14 protein-coding genes are annotated in these 16,799 nt (G+C 71.5%); 9 read left to right on the forward strand and 5 right to left on the reverse strand.

Translation table 11 applies throughout. From position 1 onward, the window contains the following. Positions 1-27 precede the first annotated feature (27 nt). A complete protein-coding gene (locus ACIBVN_RS09230; protein ID WP_397134339.1) occupies positions 28-663 on the reverse strand; it encodes an MOSC domain-containing protein in 636 nt (211 codons plus the stop codon). A 286-nt stretch (positions 664-949) separates the two neighbouring features. On the opposite strand from ACIBVN_RS09230, the gene ACIBVN_RS09235 reads away from it, so the two are divergent. Next, entirely contained in the window at positions 950-1,480 is a 531-nt protein-coding gene (locus ACIBVN_RS09235) for a DNA-binding response regulator (RefSeq protein WP_397134341.1), read from the forward strand. Between the two features lie 330 nt (positions 1,481-1,810). Here ACIBVN_RS09235 and ACIBVN_RS09240 read toward each other — a convergent pair whose 3' ends face one another. Further along, positions 1,811-2,053 carry a hypothetical protein gene (locus tag ACIBVN_RS09240; protein ID WP_397134343.1) on the reverse strand — a complete coding sequence of 81 codons (243 nt, stop codon included), beginning with the start codon at positions 2,051-2,053 and terminating at the stop codon, positions 1,811-1,813. A gap of 163 nt (positions 2,054-2,216) precedes the next feature. Between ACIBVN_RS09240 and ccmA the strand changes: the two genes are divergently transcribed. Continuing rightward, positions 2,217-2,840, forward strand: a complete 624-nt coding sequence (gene ccmA / locus ACIBVN_RS09245) for a heme ABC exporter ATP-binding protein CcmA (RefSeq protein ID WP_397134345.1) — start codon at positions 2,217-2,219, stop codon at positions 2,838-2,840. Between the two features lie 40 nt (positions 2,841-2,880). Beyond that, positions 2,881-4,407, forward strand: coding sequence for a DUF6297 family protein (locus ACIBVN_RS09250; RefSeq protein WP_397134347.1), 1,527 nt, complete (start codon positions 2,881-2,883; stop codon positions 4,405-4,407). Here the strand turns inward: ACIBVN_RS09250 and ACIBVN_RS09255 are convergent. Continuing rightward, entirely contained in the window at positions 4,395-4,886 is a 492-nt protein-coding gene (locus tag ACIBVN_RS09255; RefSeq protein WP_397134349.1) for a GNAT family N-acetyltransferase, read from the reverse strand. The two genes, ACIBVN_RS09250 and ACIBVN_RS09255, sit on opposite strands and share 13 nt — an antisense overlap. A 17-nt stretch (positions 4,887-4,903) precedes the next feature. Beyond that, on the reverse strand, positions 4,904-6,772 hold the full coding sequence (lepA, locus tag ACIBVN_RS09260; RefSeq protein WP_397134351.1) for a translation elongation factor 4: 1,869 nt from the start codon (positions 6,770-6,772) through the stop codon (positions 4,904-4,906). Positions 6,773-6,786: 14 nt separating this feature from the next. On the opposite strand from lepA, the gene ACIBVN_RS09265 reads away from it, so the two are divergent. The 6 genes from ACIBVN_RS09265 (at position 6,787) to ACIBVN_RS09290 (ending at position 15,544) form a co-directional block, all read left to right on the forward strand. Continuing rightward, on the forward strand, positions 6,787-7,773 hold the full coding sequence (locus ACIBVN_RS09265; protein WP_397134353.1) for a hypothetical protein: 987 nt from the start codon (positions 6,787-6,789) through the stop codon (positions 7,771-7,773). Between the two features lie 108 nt (positions 7,774-7,881). Further along, positions 7,882-8,154, forward strand: a complete 273-nt coding sequence (rpsT, locus tag ACIBVN_RS09270; RefSeq protein WP_397134355.1) for a 30S ribosomal protein S20 — start codon at positions 7,882-7,884, stop codon at positions 8,152-8,154. A 173-nt stretch (positions 8,155-8,327) separates the two neighbouring features. After that, complete coding sequence (locus ACIBVN_RS09275; protein WP_397134357.1) at positions 8,328-11,381, forward strand: ABC transporter permease; 3,054 nt, start codon at positions 8,328-8,330, stop codon at positions 11,379-11,381. Further along, positions 11,378-13,945, forward strand: coding sequence for an FtsX-like permease family protein (locus ACIBVN_RS09280; RefSeq protein ID WP_397134359.1), 2,568 nt, complete (start codon positions 11,378-11,380; stop codon positions 13,943-13,945). The genes ACIBVN_RS09275 and ACIBVN_RS09280 overlap by 4 nt, the downstream gene beginning before the upstream one ends. Further along, positions 13,942-14,859: an ABC transporter ATP-binding protein gene (locus tag ACIBVN_RS09285; RefSeq protein ID WP_397134361.1), complete on the forward strand. Its 918-nt coding sequence runs from the start codon at positions 13,942-13,944 to the stop codon at positions 14,857-14,859. The genes ACIBVN_RS09280 and ACIBVN_RS09285 overlap by 4 nt, the downstream gene beginning before the upstream one ends. Then, positions 14,852-15,544, forward strand: coding sequence for an ABC transporter ATP-binding protein (locus ACIBVN_RS09290; RefSeq protein WP_397134363.1), 693 nt, complete (start codon positions 14,852-14,854; stop codon positions 15,542-15,544). The genes ACIBVN_RS09285 and ACIBVN_RS09290 overlap by 8 nt, the downstream gene beginning before the upstream one ends. On the opposite strand, the gene ACIBVN_RS09295 is transcribed toward ACIBVN_RS09290, so the two are convergent. Beyond that, on the reverse strand, positions 15,537-16,754 hold the full coding sequence (locus tag ACIBVN_RS09295) for an MFS transporter (protein WP_397134365.1): 1,218 nt from the start codon (positions 16,752-16,754) through the stop codon (positions 15,537-15,539). The genes ACIBVN_RS09290 and ACIBVN_RS09295 overlap by 8 nt on opposite strands. Between the last annotated feature and the right edge of the window lie 45 nt (positions 16,755-16,799).

Here is a 16,799-nt window from a genome sequence, read left to right on the forward strand (position 1 = left end):
CGTCACCGACCCCCGTGGCAACGAGGCTCATGAGGGCACTTCGCCGAGCACCCGCTCAGCCATCCGATCCCACTCGGCGTCATGTCCAGGAACCGCCAGAATGCGGCGGAGCGCGTCCACGTCCCCGTGGCGGGCACGGAACCAGTCGCCCACCGTGATTCCGGCCTCAGGCCGCGAGACGATCTCCACCGAGTCCCCTGCGCACAGCTCACCGAGCTCGACCACCCGCAGGTACGCCCCGGGCCGCCCCGCCTCCGTGAACCGCTTGACCCACCCGGGCTCGTCCATCCAGTTGCGGAACACCACACACGGTGTACGGGGCCCGCTCACCTCCAGCACGGCGCTGCCCACCCGCCACCGCTCGCCGATCAGGGCGCCGGTGACGTCGAGGCCGGACGTGGTCAGGTTCTCCCCGAAGCGCCCGTCACGCAGCTCCCGCCCGAGCTCGCGTTCCCACCAGTCGTAGTCCTCCCTCGCATACGAGTAGACGGCGTGATCGGGCGAGCCGTGGTGCTCCTTGTCGGCCCGCTCGTCGCCGGCGAGCCCGTTGGCCAGCACCCCCACCCGGTGCGTGACCCGCTGCTTGTCGATCGCGGTACGCCCCAGCTTTCCCGCCCACTCAGCCTCGACCGTTTTGCCCACATTTACGGAGAGAACGCGCATATCCGGACGGTAACCCGCCCCCACTCCGAATAGCCAATCAATTCCCCTCGTCTCGGCCCTCCACCCCAGGGTGGAGATCCTCGCTCTCAACAGCCCGGCCACGGTCGAGCTCGAGCTCGGCCGGGCCTGGCGTGAACTGCGCGTCACCAACCGGCCCTCCGCCGAGGAGGGCTCCCGGGAGGCGGCTACGGCCTCGTGGGGATGCGCGACGAGCCGAACTCCTGGGCGGAACGCTGTCGGCAGGCGAACGCGACGGCGGCTTCCTGGTGCATCTGAAGCTGCCGTCATGACCAAGGTGATCGTGGTCGACGACCAGGCCGTCGTGCGTGAGGGCCTGGTGCTGCTGCTCGGCCTGCTCGTCTTCGCCGCGCTGAAAGCCGGTGCGCGTGGCTTCCTCACCAAGGACGCCGACTCCGACGACATCGCCAGAGCCGTCGCCACGGTGATGCGCGGCGACGCCCAACTCGACCCCACCGTCCAACGCCGCCTCCTGGACACCATGTCGACATCTCCCCCCCAACACGCCGCGATCCCCGTACCTCCTGCCGAAACCACCGCCCCAGCGCCCGCAGCCGCCAGCGCGACGGCTCCGGGTGCGCGCCGCGGCGAGCTTCCCGACAGACCGACCTCGCGTGAGGGCGAGGTGCTGACCCTCATCGCCGACGGCCTCTCGAACGCCGAGATCGCCGCCCGCCTTCACATCACGGAGGCCACCGTCAAGACCCACATCAACAACCTCTTCGCCAAGGCCCATCTGCGGGACCCGGCGCAGGCGGTCACCTACGCGTTCCGCCACGGCATGGCGCGCCCGCACTGAGCCACCTCCCCGCGATGGGCAGCCGCCACCCGGGCAATCTCGCGGCAGGCAGCCTTCACCCAGGCAACCTCACGGCGGGCAGCCGCGGCCCGAGCCGCCACCGCGTGTAAACCGCCACCGGGGCGCCAGCACAGGGAAACCTCCACCCGGTCCACCACCGGATGGAACCTCCACACACCCCGATCGCCGCGCCTCGAGAACCGCCGCCCCGGGACCACGGACGGGGCCCGTGAAGCATGAGCGGGGGGCCGCGAAGATCGCCGGAGTCCGCTGCCGTCGCCGCTCGGACGGCGCGGGTGAGCGTCACAGGCGTACGGGCGCAGCCGCGGATCAACCCGAGCTGAGCTGGGACTCGCCATCGAATCCGGCCAGCTGTAACAGCGTCTCCAGCGCCGCCTGCCTGGTCTCCTCGACCGAGTCGCCCCGCTCGCCGAAACACTCCGCCGCCACGTCGAGCAGCGCCGTCACCACGACCGCATCGGGGTAGGGCACATCGACGAGCACCGTGCCGTCGTCCCCCTCCTCGCCCGGAGCGAGGTGGAGCCGCAGCAGCCGTCGCGTCTCCTCAGCCACAGCGACCCCCAAAACGGCGGCACGCTCAAATCGCTCAGAAGCAGTCACGTCACCCTCCAGTCGCACTGGTGTTCGGAACAGAAAGGTAGGCGATGGCACCGACAGAAAATTCTCGTGATCACCCGCGCACGCGACTGCTCGTGCCAGTGGCTACTCTCGAACGGTGTACGACTGGATCATCAGTGTTCGCGACCTCAGGGTCGAGCTCGGTGGCAACCCCGTGCTGCGGGACATGGAACTGACCGTTTCCACGGGCGAGATCGTGGCCGTGGTCGGCCAGAACGGGTCCGGCAAGTCCACCCTGCTGCGCTGCCTGGCCGGGCTCCAGCCCGCCACCTCGGGCGAGGTGCGGGTGTTCGGGGAGCCGCCTGCCGACGATGCCGCGTTCTGGCGCCAGGTCGCGCTGCTGGGCGACGAGCCCGCCTGGTATCCGGGGCTCACCGCCCGCGAGCACCTGGAGCTGATGGGAGCCGTGCACACTCAGGCCCGTATGACGGTCGAGGCGGCGCTGGAGGTGTTCGCGCTGGTGGAGCGTGCCGACTCGGCGCCGCTGAACCTGTCCACCGGCCAGCGCCAACGCCTCGCCTTGGCCGCCACACTGCTGAGGCCCAGCACGTTGCTGCTGCTGGACGAGCCGGAACGCGGGCTGGACACCGATTTCCGGGCCCGGCTGGCCGACCTGCTCGGCGGGTACGCGGATGAGGGCGGCACGGTGGTCATGGCCACCCACGACCAGGACCTGGCCGCCCGCGCCCGCCAAGTCTCGCCCTCAGGAGTGGCCGCGTGAGCCCCAACGCCCGCCAAGTCTCGCCCCAAGAGGTGGCCGCGTGAGCGGGGCGGAGGGAAACGTGCGAGCCTTCCTCCGTTCGCGCCGCCGAACCCCCGCCGGCCTCCTCGATCGGTACACCTCCGTCTTCGGCCTGGTGATGCTCATCGCCGTGCTCGGCCGGCCGTTGTCCACCATGATCACCGGCCTGGCCGGACCCGTCGATCCCGTGCGCATGGGCGCGGGTGCGGCGCTGGTCGCGCTGGCAGTGGCCGGTTTCCTGGCCGCGGCCCGGGCGGCGGGGCCTGTGCTGCTGCCTGCCGCCGACGCGTCCTGGCTCCTGCTCTCGCCGTTGAACCGGCGGCGCCTGCTCGCACGCACCGGCCGGGTGCTCATCATGGTCGCGGTGGTGGCGGGCCTGGCGCTCGGACTGGGGCTGCTGGCGGTGCTGGGCGCGCCCGATCAGCTCGTCTGGCGGCTGCTCGGCGCGCTGGCCCTGGGACTGTCGGCGACCGTGGGCGGGATGGCGCTGGCGGTGCTCGGGCAGGCGTCCCAGTCGTGGCAGGTCTGGTTGACGGCCGCGATGGTCGCGCTGCTGGTGCTGGCGGTGGTGGCGGTGACCGGTCAGGCCCGTACGGTGCTGGCCGTCGCCGCGAGCGCGCCCCTCTCGACGGTCGCCGCGGCCGCCTCCGGGGCCGCCGTGGTGTCCGGACTGCTGGTACGGCTCGCGTGGAGGTCGCTCGACCGGATCCCCACCCGTACGCTCCTGGCCTCGTCCACCCGCGCCGGTCACGTGGCGAACGCCGCCGTGGGGCTCGACCCCGGCGCGCTCACCTGGATCGCCGAGGACAACCACTGGCGGGCCAGGACGCTCAGCTCTCGGCGGTGGCCGTCCTTGCCCGCGCCGCTCGCGCTGGCCTGGCAGGACTGGCGGCGGCTGGCTCGCCGGCCCGGTCTGCTGGCGATCATGTTCGGGGCGGCCGCGTTGCCTGCCGTACTGGCCCGGGCGGGCGCGGGTCCGGTGGCGTTGGAGTCGGCCGTCCTGGCGGGGGCGCTGGCCGTGGCGGCGGCGAGCGTGTCAGGGGCGCGCCGGGACAGCGACAACCCGGCCCTGGCCAGGATCATCGGCGTGGGGCACCGCCAGGCGCTCGCGGCCCGTGCGCTGCTGCCCATGCTGTTGAGCGGCGCGTGGGCGGGGCTGGCGCTGGCCGGCGTGAGCGCGTTCTCCGGGGCCTGGTGGCTGTTCGGGCCGATGGCCGGCGTGAGCGCGTTCCCCGGAGCCTGGTGGCTGTTCGGACCGCTGGCCGCCCCCGCGATGGCCGCCGGTGCGCTGCGGATGGCCAGGCGCGGCCCGGTCGACCACTCCATGCCGGTCATCGACACCCCGGGCGGCGCGATCCCGACCGGCCCGCTGCTCTGGGCCGCCACCGGGGCGGATCTGGCCGTGCTCGGCTGCCTGCCTGCCATCGCGGCCGTGGCGCTGTCCCCGCCCGGCGCGCTGGGCGGGTTCCTGACGGCGCAGGGCGTGTTCGGGGTGCTGACGCTCGTGGGGTACGTGTGGCGCAGGCGAGCGGGTCAGGCCACGTAGACGTCGCTCGGCACGCCCCCGTACGGGATCGTCCGGTCCTTGTGCATGCCCGCACGCTCGGCCACCCGGTGCGACGGCTCGTTGATGTCGCGGATCACCGCCACGACCGTCCCGAGGCCCTTCCCGATCCGCAGCGCCGCCTCCACGAGCTCACCCGCGTACCCGTGCCCCCAGGCGGACGGCCGGAACCGGTAGTAGAGGTTCAGCACGTGCTCCCCGTTCAGGAGGGCGTGGCGCAGCCCCCCGAACCCGAGCACCTCCGGCTCCCCCGTCGCCCGCACCGCCCAGTAGCCGAGCCCGCGCTCGTCCCAGTCGGCCAGCCACAGATCCAGCATGGCCCGGCTCGACTCCAGGTCAGGGGTCGGGCCGGCAGGGTTGTAGACGTTCGTCCGCGGGTCGGAGTGGATCTCGTGGACAGCGGCTAGATCGTCGGGTGTGACCCGAGAAAGCACCAATCGTGCCGTCTGCACCACTTCCATGGTTTCAGACTAGGCGGTCATTTCTTCTTGTCGGCGCTGGAGTCGGTGGCCAGCGCCGCGACGAAGGCCTCCTGAGGGACCTCCACGCGCCCGACCATCTTCATCCGCTTCTTGCCTTCCTTCTGCTTCTCCAGCAGCTTGCGCTTACGGGAGATGTCACCGCCGTAGCACTTGGCCAGGACGTCCTTGCGGATGGCGCGGATGTTCTCGCGGGCGATGACCCGGGCCCCGATGGCGGCCTGGATCGGCACCTCGAACTGCTGCCTGGGGATCAGCTCGCGCAGCTTCTTCGCCATGTCGACGCCGTACGTGTAGGCCTTGTCCTTGTGGACGATGGCGCTGAACGCGTCGACCGCCTCACCCTGCAGCAGGATGTCGACCTTGACCAGGTCGGCCTCCTGCTCGCCGGCGGGCTCGTAGTCGAGCGAGGCGTAGCCGCGGGTGCGCGACTTGAGCTGGTCGAAGAAGTCGAAGATGATCTCGCCGAGCGGCAGCGTGTAGCGGATCTCGACCCGGTCCTCCGACAGGTAGTCCATGCCGAGCAACTGCCCGCGCCGCCCCTGGCAGATCTCCATGATCGCCCCGATGAACTCGGCCGGCGCCAGGATCGTCGACTTGGTGACCGGCTCGTACACCGTGGCGATCTTCCCGCCCGAGGGGAACTCCGACGGGTTGGTGACGGTCAGCTCCTTGCCGTCCTCCATGACCACGCGGTAGACCACGTTGGGCGCGGTGGAGATCAGCGACAGGCCGAACTCGCGCTCCAGCCGCTCCCGCACGATCTCCATGTGCAGCAGCCCCAGGAACCCGACCCGGAACCCGAACCCGAGCGCCGCCGACGTCTCCGGCTCGTAGACCAGCGCCGCGTCGTTGAGCTGCAGCTTGTCGAGTGCCTCGCGCAGCTCGGGGTATTCGTCGCCGTCGATCGGGTAGAGCCCGGAGAACACCATCGGCTTCGGGTGCTCGTAGCCGGCCAGCATCTCGCCGGCGGGTTTGACCGCCGAGGTGACGGTGTCACCCACGCGCGACTGGCGCACGTCCTTGACGCCCGTGATGAGGTAGCCCACCTCGCCGACGCCGAGGCCGAGGTCGGCGGGCTTCGGCTCGGGCGAGATGACGCCGATCTCCAGCGTCTCGTGGGTGGCGCTGGTGGACATCATGAGGATGCGCTCGCGCTTGCCCAGGTGACCGTCGATGACCCGCACGTACGTGACGACGCCGCGGTATGTGTCGTACACCGAGTCGAAGATCAGCGCGCGGGCGGCCGAGTCGGCGTCGCCCACCGGGGCGGGCACCGTCTTGACCACGTGGTCGAGCAGCTCGCGCACGCCCTCACCGGTCTTGCCCGACACCTTGAGCACGTCGGACGGGTCACAGCCGATCAGCCCCGCCAGCTCCTCGGCGAACTTCTCCGGCTGCGCGGCCGGCAGGTCGATCTTGTTGAGCACGGGGATGATGTGCAGGTCGGCGTTCATGGCCAGGTAGAGGTTGGCCAGCGTCTGCGCCTCGATGCCCTGGGCCGCGTCGACCAGCAGGATGGCGCCCTCGCACGCCTGCAGCGACCTGGACACCTCGTAGGTGAAGTCGACGTGGCCGGGCGTGTCGATCATGTTGAGCACGTGGCCGTCCCACGGCAGCCGCACGGCCTGCGACTTGATCGTGATGCCGCGCTCGCGCTCGATGTCCATCCTGTCGAGGTATTGCGCGCGCATGGAACGGTCGTCGACCACGCCGGTGATCTGGAGCATCCGGTCGGCAAGGGTCGACTTGCCATGGTCGATATGCGCGATGATGCAGAAGTTGCGGATCAACGCGGGGTCGGTCTGGCCAGGCTGAGTGCGCACCGAAGTCCGTTTCGACAGGGTTGAGGTCAAGCAGTCTTTCATGGTGACATGCCCGGGTGACTGCCCGAACCGTCATCCGCCGCGGCCTGCGCTTGCTCGCGCTTGCCTTGGCCGTCGTCGTCGCGCTGGTCGGCCTCCTCGCCGCCGCGCTCCGCCTCCAGTTTACCGGTGCCCCGGCGGCCTGGGCGAAGAGCACGGGCAACGACGCCCTGTGGCTGGGCCACATGTGGGTGGACGGCCGCCGTACGGAGCGTGACGTCGAGCAACTGGCGGTACGTCTGCGCACCACAGGCATCAAGGACGTGTACGTACACTCGGGCCCTTTCGACTGGGACGGCACACTAAATCCCGCCAAATACCCCAACGCCGGAAATTTCGTGAAGTGGATGCATGAGCAGCTCCCCACGGTCCGCGTCTCCGCCTGGCTCGGCCAGGCCGTCAAGAACGGCCTCGACCTGGACGACCCCAAGTCCCGCGAGAACGTCCTGGCCGGAGTCGCCGCCATCATGAAGCAGGGCTACGACGGCATCCACTACAACTTCGAGCCGATCGGCGACGGCGACACCGAGTTCCTCGAGCTCCTCGACCAGACCCGGCAGCACACGAAGCTGCTGTCCACCTCCACCCCGCAGCTCGAGCCGTACCCCGGGATGCGCCTGACCGCCAGGGCCGTCCTGGCCCACGACAAGTACTGGTCCGAGAGCTACTTCAAGCAGGTCGTCGACCGCGTGGACCAGGTCGCCGTCATGACCTACGACTCGTTCACGCCCCTGCAGTCCCTCTACGGCGGTTACGTTGCCCGCCAGGCCGAACTGGCCCTGGACCTGGTACCCGAGGGCAAGTTGCTGCTCATGGGCGCGCCCGCCTACCACGATCACGGCGTCGTCTGGGCCGACGGCGCCGAGAGCGTCGCCATGTCCGCGGAGGGCGCTAAGCTCGCGTTATCGGCGCACGGCCGCCGGGAGCGCTTCGGCCTGGCCCTCTACGTGGACTTCGCCGCCACGGAGGAGGATTGGCAGGAGTACATGACGCGCTGGCGTTGATTTGAGCAGCCACCTGAGTTATTGGTAGCCTGTTCAACTGCGTGTGGCGCGCCCTCTCTCGAGCCCGCGCGCCCATCCATCACTTCAGACTTTCACCGAGGCTTCTTCGTGGCGAACATCAAGTCCCAGATCAAGCGCAACAAGCAGAACGAGAAGGCTCGTCTGCGCAACAAGGCGGTCAAGTCCTCCCTGAAGACGGCTGTCCGCAAGTTCCGCGAGGCCGCCGAGCAGGGCGACGTCGCGCAGGCCGTCGCGCTGCAGAAGGCTGCCGCCCGCCAGCTCGACAAGGCCGTCAGCAAGGGCGTCATTCACAAGAACCAGGCCGCCAACCGCAAGTCCGCGATCGCCAAGCAGGCCGCGGCGCTGGCCGCCGCCAAGTAACGCTGGCATAGCGACGCCGCACTCCCTTCGGGGGTGCGGCGTTTTTGTTGCGCCCCCTTTTGTCACAGTTTCGATATCACACGCCCGTATCGGGTGCGTCACCGTTGCAAAGATCACCTTGCCCCTGCTCCGGCATCTGCCTGAAGGTGCACTAAACGGGCTAAGGGGGATGCATGCGGGGGCCGCTGGTCGTCAAGCGCGCGTTCAGTGAGCCGTTGCTCCTCCTGGCCGCGTTCGGCTCGATCCTGCTGGCCACCACCACGCTGGTGGCGCTGACCATGTACGCCTCCTCCATCGCCGACGCCGGTGTCCGCAGGACGATGGAGACGGCCTCGTACCGCCAGATCGCCGCCACCGTCAGCACCCCCGTGACGGCGGAGACGTTCCCGAAGTTCGACCGGTCCGTACGCGCCGAGCTCGGCAAGGCGTACACCGAGCCGCCCGCCGTCACCACCAGCTTCCGCTCCGACTCCTACGTCATGCCCGGCCAGGACGGCCAGGAGCGGCCCGAGCTGCTCAGGTTCGGCAGCTACGACGGCCTCGACCGGCACGCCAGGCTCGTCTCCGGCGCCTGGCCGCGCGACGCCGCAGACCGGGTGGAGGCCGCGATCTCGCTGTCGGCGGCCTCGGCGACCGGGTTAAAAGCGGGTCAGGAGTTCACCACGAAGGGCCGCCTGGACCCGCGCCCGGTCAAGGTGCGCATCGTGGGCGTGTTCCAGCTCAACGACCCGTTCGGCGAGCGATGGGCGGGCGAGCAGCTGCTCAGCCGAGGGGTGGAGCGCGGCGAGTTCACCACGTACGGGCCGCTGATGGTGCCGCGCCAGACATTCGTCGCCCGCTTCGCCACGAACGTCAACGCCACCTGGACCGCCGTACCCGACCTGCGCACCCTGACGCCCGACCAGCTCCGCCCCATGGCCGGCGCGATCGACCAGGTGGGCGCGCGCCTGAAGGCCGACGGCTGCGGCAGTTGCGTGGCCGCCAGCCGGCTGCCCGAGATGCTCACCCAGCTCGACACCGCCTCCCTGGTGGCACGCTCCACGATGCTCATCCCGGTGCTGCAGCTCCTGCTGCTGGCCGCGTACGCGCTGATGCTCACCGCGCGGCTGCTCGCCGACCACCGGCGCATGGAGGTGGCGCTGCTGCGCTCGCGCGGCGCGGGCACGGTGCGGCTGGCGGCGCTGGCGGGCGGCGAAGCGCTGCTGGTGGCGCTGCCGTGCGCGGTCGCCGCGCCGTTCCTTGGCCCGCCGCTGCTCGCGCTGGTCAACCAGTTGCCGTGGATCAAGGCCTCGGGCGTGCGGCTGGCGCCCTCCCCCGATCTGGGCACGTTCCTCGTGTCGTTCGGCGTGGCCCTGGCCGCGGCCGTGCTGCTGGTGCTGCCGGCGCTGGCGGGGGCGCGGCGCACGTACGTGGAGGAGCAGTCGGCGCGCGGGCGCGGCGGCGGGCGCGGGCTGATCGAGCGGGCGGGCGCGGACGTGGCGCTGCTGGTGGTGGCGGGGCTGGCGATCTGGCAGCTCCAGCACTACGGCGCGCCGGTCACCGCGACGGCCACCGGAGCGCTCGGCATCGACCCGCTGATCATCTCCGGGCCCGCGCTGGCCCTGCTCGCGGGCGGCATGCTGGGGCTGCGGCTGGTGCCGCGCATCTCGAAGCTGGCCGAGCGGCTGACCTCCAGGCGGCCCACGCTCGCCCCCGCGCTCGGGGCGTGGCAGGTGAGCAGGCGGCCGCTCAAGTACGCCGGCCCCGCCCTGCTGCTGACCATGGCCATCGCGATCGGCATCGTGTCCATGGCCACCGCCGCCACCTGGCGGGCCTCCCAGCTCGACCAGGCCCGCCACCAGGCCGGGGCCGATCTGCGGCTGTCGGGGCCGCCGGACGGACCTGAGCTGGGGGCGCTCGGACGCGGGACGGCGCTCACGGCGCTGCCTGGCGTGACGGCGTACTCGCCGGGCTTTCGCGGGCAGACCGAGGTGAGCGGGGAGAGCGCGCTGCTGCTCGGCGTGGACGCGACCAAGCTCGGCACGCTGTTCCACCTGCGGCCTGACCTGTCTTCACAGCCGGTCGGCGAGATGTCACGCGCGCTGGTGGGAGAGCAGGCGGGCAAGCTGGACATTCCTGGCCGGCCGTCCACGCTCACGCTCCGGGCCGAGGCGGACGCGGACGTCGCGGTGCGGCTGGTGCTCTCCGACGCGCTGGGCGTATGGCGCGACATGTCGCTCGGCGTGCTGCGGAAGGGCGAGAACCGGATCGGCCTCGACCTCCGGGCGCTGGCCGGGCGCACCGGGAAGATCACATACCCGCTGTCGCTGCGTGGCCTCGTCGCGAGCTCGCCGCAGGGCACCGCGAACCTGACCCTGACCGGCCTCGACGCCGACGGACGCGAGCTGGCGGCCCCGCCACTGTCCATGAAGGTGGCGCGGTCCGCGGCCGGCGCCTTCTCGCCGCCGCCGCGGCCGGGCCCGCTGCCCGTGGTGCTCACCGCCGATCTGGCCGCCTCGCTCAAGCTGGCCGCCGGGCAGGTCGGACCGGCCAGCATCGACCGCAAGGTGCTCCAGATCAAGGTGGTGGCCGTCGTGGACAGCATGCCGACGACCGCCGCGGGGCAGAAGGCCGTGCTCGCGGACTGGGGGACGCTGCAGGCGTACGAATTCGCCGCGGCGCAGCTGCCCAGGCCCGCCACCGAATGGTGGCTCGCGGCCGACGACACCGCGCCCGCGGTGAAGGCGCTCAAGTCCCGGCCCGGGTGGGACGTGAGCGCGCTCGACCAGCGGCAGCTGGCGGCCGAGCTGCAGGACGACCCCCTGGCCAGCGGGCTGCAGGGGGCGCTGATGCTCGGGTTCATGGCGGCGCTGGTGTTCGCGGCCCTCGGGTTCCTGGTGAACGCGACCGTCGCGGCGCGGGAGCGCATGGGCGAGTTCGTGATCCTGCGGGCGCTCGGGGTGAGCTCGAGGCAGGTGTTCGGACTGCTGGCGATCGAGCAGGCGTTCGTCATCGGGTTGTCGCTGGCCGCGGGCACCGGGCTCGCCGTGGCCGTCGGCGTCCTGGTGGTGCCGCACATCGTGCTGACCGGGCAGGCTTCGGCGGTCACGCCTGGCGTGGTGCTCGACATCCCGTGGGGCGCCACCGTCGCGATGCTGGCGCTGGTGGCGGCCGTGCTCTTCGCCATCGTGGCCGGGCTGGCCCGCCGTTTGCGCGGGCACCACGGGCAACTCGTGGAGGAACGGTGAGGATCGCCCTGCTCGCTCGCGTGCACCTGGGCACGCTGGCCGTGCTCTTCGTGCTGGCGCTGAGCGCCTGCCTGCTGGTCGCGGGCGTGCCCAGAGCGACGCAGGCGTCGTTCGACGAGGCGCTGCGCCGCTCGCTGGCCACCGCGCCCGCGTGGCAGGCCGACCTGACGGTGAGCGTGGAATCCCGCTCGCCGGAGGAGGACCTGCGCGAACGCGGACAGTTCGACCTGCGCGACCGCCGCTGGCGCGAGATCCTGCCGGCGACGCTGCGCCCGCTGGTGACCGCCGCCGGCCACATGAGCGCCAAGACCACCCGCACGCCCGTCACCGGGACCAGCGGCCAGACGTACATCAACCTGGGCTGGCTCTCGGACGCGGCCCAGCGCGTGGACTGGGTCCAGGGGCGGGCCCCCGGCAGGCCCTCGACCATGCGGTACGAGGGCGCGACGATCCCGGTGTTCGAGGTGGGCATCGTGGCGGACGCCCTGCGCGAGATGGATCTCCGGGTGGGCCAGACGAAGATGCTCGGCGAGAACGACTACGTCGCCGTGAAGATCGTCGGCTCCTTCAAGGCCAGGAATCCGGAAGATCGCTACTGGGGCCACAACCTCGACGTCCTGCAGGTGACCAAGATCCAGCCACCGGGCGCGCTGGACTTCGAGAAGCACATCACGAGCCTCATCTCCGACGAGGGGCTGACCGCGCTCAGCGGCGAGGGTCGCAACCTGTCCTACCACTGGATCCTGCCGATCGACGCCCGGGGCGCGAGCGCGCTGGCCGCGCCCGACATCGACGCGGCGGTCGCCGAGTTCGGGCGGGTGGCCGCGCTGCAGTCCACGGGCAGCCCGTACCACCTGGACACCGGGCTGCGCAAGCTGCTCGGCGACTTCCTCGCCGCGCTGTCCACCGCGCAGACCGTGATGTACCTGGTGCTCGGCGGGCTGCTGGCGGTGGCGCTCGGCGTGATCGCGCTGGTCGTGCTGCTGCTGACCGACCGTCTCGACCACACCTTGACCCTGGCGCGGGCGCGCGGCGGATCGTTGCGCCAGGTGGCCGGGGCCGCGGCCGCCGTGACCGGGGTCGCGGTGGTGCCCGCCGGCCTGGCCGGGTATGGGCTGTCCTTCCTTGTGCCCGGCCCCGTGCTGCCGGTCGTGCACCTGGGACCGGCCGTCGTGGTCCTGGTCGCCGTGGGGTTCACCGCCGCCCGGGTGGCCCGCACGCACCGGACCCCGCTGCACGAGCGCCGCGACGACGTGGCCGCCGGCCGGACCTCGGCTCGCCGCGTCACGCTGGAGGTGCTGGTCGTGGCGCTCGCGCTGGTGGGGGCGTACCTGCTGCGGGCCCGCGGGCTGGCGGGCGGCGATCCGTTCCTGCTCCTGGTGCCGGTCGGGCTGACGCTGGCGGCCGCGTTGATCACCTTGCGCTGCTATCCGTACCCCTTGCGGCTGTTCGTACGGCTGGCCGCGCGCGGGCGGGCGGCCGTGCCGTTCCTGGGACTCACCAGGGCGGCCAGGGCGCGCTCCGCCAGCGTGCTGCCGGTGCTGATCCTGCTGCCCGCGCTGGGCGTGTCGGTGTTCGCGGCGGTGATCTCCGACGGGATCGCGAGCACGCAGCGGCTGGCGTCCTGGCAGCAGGTGGGCGCGCCGGTCAAGCTGACGTCGGACATCGAGATCCCGGCCGCCACGATCTCGCAGGTGCGCGGGCTCGCCGGGGTGGAGCAGGTGGTGGTCGCGCAGACCGGGCGAGTACAGGTCGGGTACGGCGCGGAACGGGCGGAGACCATCGCGGTGGACGTGGCGCAGTGGCGCCGGATCCTGGATGGTGCTCCCGTGAGCCTGCCCGCTCTGTCCGATGGCGCCCTGGTCTCTCCGGAACTGCGGGGGCGGGGGACGTTCGAGATCGGGTGGCAGTCGCGGGTCAAACTCACCACCCGAGGCGTGATCTCCTCGGTTCCCGGGTTCTACACCAAGGGGAAGTTCATGGTCGTGCCCCTGAGCGTGCTGACCCGGCCGGCCGTGAACACGTTGCTGATCAAGGGCGACGTGTCTCTCGATGCGCTGGCGCGGCTTGTCCCGTCGGCGACCGTGGAGTCGCAGGAGCGGGCGTTGAGCGCCATCAGGGACGATCCGCTCACCAGTGCCGTGCGCTGGGCGCTGGTCGTGGTGACGGTGGCGCTCGGCTCGTACGCGCTGGTCGCGGTCGTGCTGTCCCTGGTCATCGGCGCCGCTGAGCGGGCCAGGACGGTGTCGTTCCTGCGCACCCTCGGGTTGTCGGACCGTCAGGCGCAGCGGCTGACCGTGCTGGAGATCCTGCCCATGATCCTCCTCACCGCATCTGTGGGGCTCGGCCTGGGCCTCTTACTGCCGTTCGCGCTCGGGCCCGGCGTGGACCTGTCGTCGTACGCGGGTGACCTGCCCGTCGGCGACTACTCGCTCGACCTGTTCACACCTGTCGCGCTGGCGTCCGGGCTCGCCGCCGTCGCCGTGCTCGGCGCGTACGCGCACACCGCCATCAGCCGCCGCCGCAACCTCGGCGCCGTCCTGCGAGTGGGGGACCTGACATGAACCCGACCCTGTCCGAGCTGGAAGCCAGAGCCACCCGGGAGAAGGCCGCGTTCGGCGGCGACGCGCACATCGTGTGCGACAACCTGGTGCGCATCTACAAGACCGAGGGGGTCGAGGTCGTCGCCCTGCAGGGGCTCGACCTGGTGATCGACAAGGGCGAGCTGGTGGCCATCGTCGGCGCCTCGGGGTCGGGCAAGTCGACGCTGCTCAACGTGCTGTCCGGGCTGGACGTGCCGACCGCCGGGGTGGCGAGGGTGGCGGGGATGGACCTGCTGTCGATGAACGCTCGCGACCGGCTGCGGTACCGACGGTCCGTGGTGGGCTTCGTCTGGCAGCAGACCGCGCGGAACCTGCTGCCCTACCTCTCCGCTCGTGAGAACGTCGAGCTGCCGATGAAGCTGGCCGGGCGGCGCGGGGGGCGGGCTCTCGAGCTGCTGGAGCTGCTCGGGGTCGGATACTGCGCCAACCGCAAGATTCCCGAAATGTCGGGCGGGGAGCAGCAGCGGGTGGCCATCGCCGTCGCGCTCGCCAACTCCCCGCAGCTCATCCTGGCCGACGAGCCCACCGGTGAGCTGGACAGCGAGACGTCGGAGCAGGTCTTCGACGCGCTGCGGAAGGCCAACAGGGAGTTGGGGGTGACCGTGGTCGTCGTTACGCACGACCCGCTGGTGGCGGAGCAGGTGGACCGTACGGTGGGCATTCGCGACGGGCGGACCAGCAGCGAGACGCTGCGGCGCGAGGGCGCCGAGGGGGAGATCGTCGCCGAGGAGTACGCGGTGCTGGACCGGGTGGGGCGGCTGCAACTGCCGCGCGACTTCATGAACGCACTCAAGATGGAGCGGCGGGTACGCCTCGAGCTCGAGTCCGACCACATCGGCGTGTGGCCCGCCCGGGAGGAGCCCTCTGATGACTGATTCGCCGCTGGTCGTGGTGGAAGGGCTGCGCAAGGTCTACCGGAGCGGGCCCAAGGAGGTCGTGGCGCTGCGGGAGGTGTCCTTCTCGGTGTTCCCGGGGGAGCTCGTCGCCGTCCGCGGGCGGTCCGGGTCCGGGAAGACGACCCTGCTCAACCAGATCGGCGGCCTGGACAAACCGGACGCCGGGCGGGTGGTGGTCGCCGGGCACGAGGTCACCGCCATGTCCGAGGACGCCCTGCTGGCCTTGCGCCGGGACGTGGTGGGGTTCGTGTTCCAGTCGTTCGGGCTGATCCCGGTGCTGTCGGCGGCGGAGAACGTCGGCGTGCCGATGCGGCTGGTGCGGATGCCGGTGGCGGAGCGGGAGGATCGCATACGCCTGTTGCTGGCTCTGGTGGGGCTGGAGCAGCATGCCAACCAGCGGCCGTACGAGTTGTCCGGAGGGCAGCGGCAGCGGGTGGCCATCGCGCGGTCGCTGGCGAACCGGCCCCGGCTGCTGGTGGCCGACGAGCCCACGGGGCAGCTGGACTCGCAGACCGGGCGGCAGATCATGGAGCTGCTGCGGGCGCTCGTACGGAGTGAGGGGGTCACCGCCCTGGTGGCCACCCACGATCCCAGCCTGATCACGCTGGCCGACCGGGTGCTGGAGATCAGCGACGGCGTCGTACAGGAGGCGGCGCTCACCTGACGCCACGGCTGCGCGGTCTCGCGGTTTCGGCTTCGCCCCGGCCTTCTTCGCCAGGTCGCCGCGCCGGCGGGAGGATCACGGCGAGATTCGCGGCGGCCACCAGCACGCCACCGGTCAGGGCCAGCGCCGTCACCCCGGTGACGTCGGCCAGCGGCGCCGCCACCGCCAGCCCGAACGGCCGCGACGCGAACGAGATGAGCTGGTCGAACGAGCGCACCCGCCCCAGCGCCCGCTCCGGGATCTCATTGGCCACCACCGTCTCCCACAGCGGGCTGAGCAGCCCCAGCCCGAACATCGCCACGAAGTACGCGCCCGCCATCACCGCGGCGGGCGCCGTCACGGCCAGGGCCACCATGGGCAGCAGGTAGCACGCGGCACCGGCCTGGACCACCATCAGCGGCCTGCGAATGGGCAGCCGAGGAGCGGCCAGCACGCCCAGGACCAAGCCGACCGTGCCGCTCTGCACGATCACCGTCCAGCTCACCTCGCCGCCCAGCTCCCGCACGGCCGTCACCGGGCCGAGCGTCAGGAACAACCCGGCCACGAAATGCCACACGCCGTGCCCGAGGCAGGAGGCCAGGAACCATCGACGTGCCCTGACCTCCCGCCACCCCTCGACCACGTCCCTGCCGAACGAGGAGTCTCTTTTGGCATGAGGCGCCGCGGGCGTGCGGATCCCGCCGAGAGTGAGCGCCGAGCAGGCGAACAGCGCCGCCGTGAGCGCGGCCGCCCAGCCGGGACCGGCGGCCAGCGTGACCGTCCCGGCCAGCGCCGGAGCGACGACCGCGGACAGACTGGTGGCCACGCCGATACGCGCGTTCATCCGCAGCCTGTCCTCGCCGGGCACCACCGCGACCACCAGCCTCGGCACGGCCGGGCTGCCGAACGCGATCGCGGCCCCCGCCACGGCTGACAGCACCGCCAGGTCGAGGAGCCGGTACACGCCGAGCAGCAGCTCAGCGGCGATGGCGGCCTGCGACAGGCACCGGGTCAGGTCGGCGAGCAGCGCGACCCGTTCAGGCCGGATCCGGTCGGCCAGCACCCCGCCCACGGGCAGGAGCAGCAGGAGCGGCACCATCTCGCTCGCCAGCACGATGCCCAGCGCCCCGCCGTCCCCGGTCGCCCGCAGGACCGCGAGCGTCAGGGTGGTGGGGATGAGCGCGGTGGCGAGCGCGGACAGGCATCGCCCGATCAAAAGTCGCTTGATCACGGGACAGCAGAGTATTTCGCCAGCGAATGTTTCGTCAACAAAATA

The organism is Nonomuraea sp. NPDC049400, assembly GCF_044466425.1.
Lineage (GTDB): Bacteria > Actinomycetota > Actinomycetes > Streptosporangiales > Streptosporangiaceae > Nonomuraea.

Excerpts from the sequence above, each read along its gene's own strand:
- lepA (WP_397134351.1), bottom strand. The coding sequence starts at position 6,772 with ATGAAAGACTGCTTGACCTCAACCCTGTCGAAACGGACTTCGGTGCGC.
- ACIBVN_RS09255 (WP_397134349.1), bottom strand. The coding sequence starts at position 4,886 with ATGGAAGTGGTGCAGACGGCACGATTGGTGCTTTCTCGGGTCACACCC.
- ACIBVN_RS09275 (WP_397134357.1), top strand. The coding sequence starts at position 8,328 with ATGCGGGGGCCGCTGGTCGTCAAGCGCGCGTTCAGTGAGCCGTTGCTC.
- ACIBVN_RS09290 (WP_397134363.1), top strand. The coding sequence starts at position 14,852 with ATGACTGATTCGCCGCTGGTCGTGGTGGAAGGGCTGCGCAAGGTCTAC.
- ACIBVN_RS09235 (WP_397134341.1), top strand. The coding sequence starts at position 950 with ATGACCAAGGTGATCGTGGTCGACGACCAGGCCGTCGTGCGTGAGGGC.
- ACIBVN_RS09230 (WP_397134339.1), bottom strand. The coding sequence starts at position 663 with ATGCGCGTTCTCTCCGTAAATGTGGGCAAAACGGTCGAGGCTGAGTGG.
- ACIBVN_RS09285 (WP_397134361.1), top strand. The coding sequence starts at position 13,942 with ATGAACCCGACCCTGTCCGAGCTGGAAGCCAGAGCCACCCGGGAGAAG.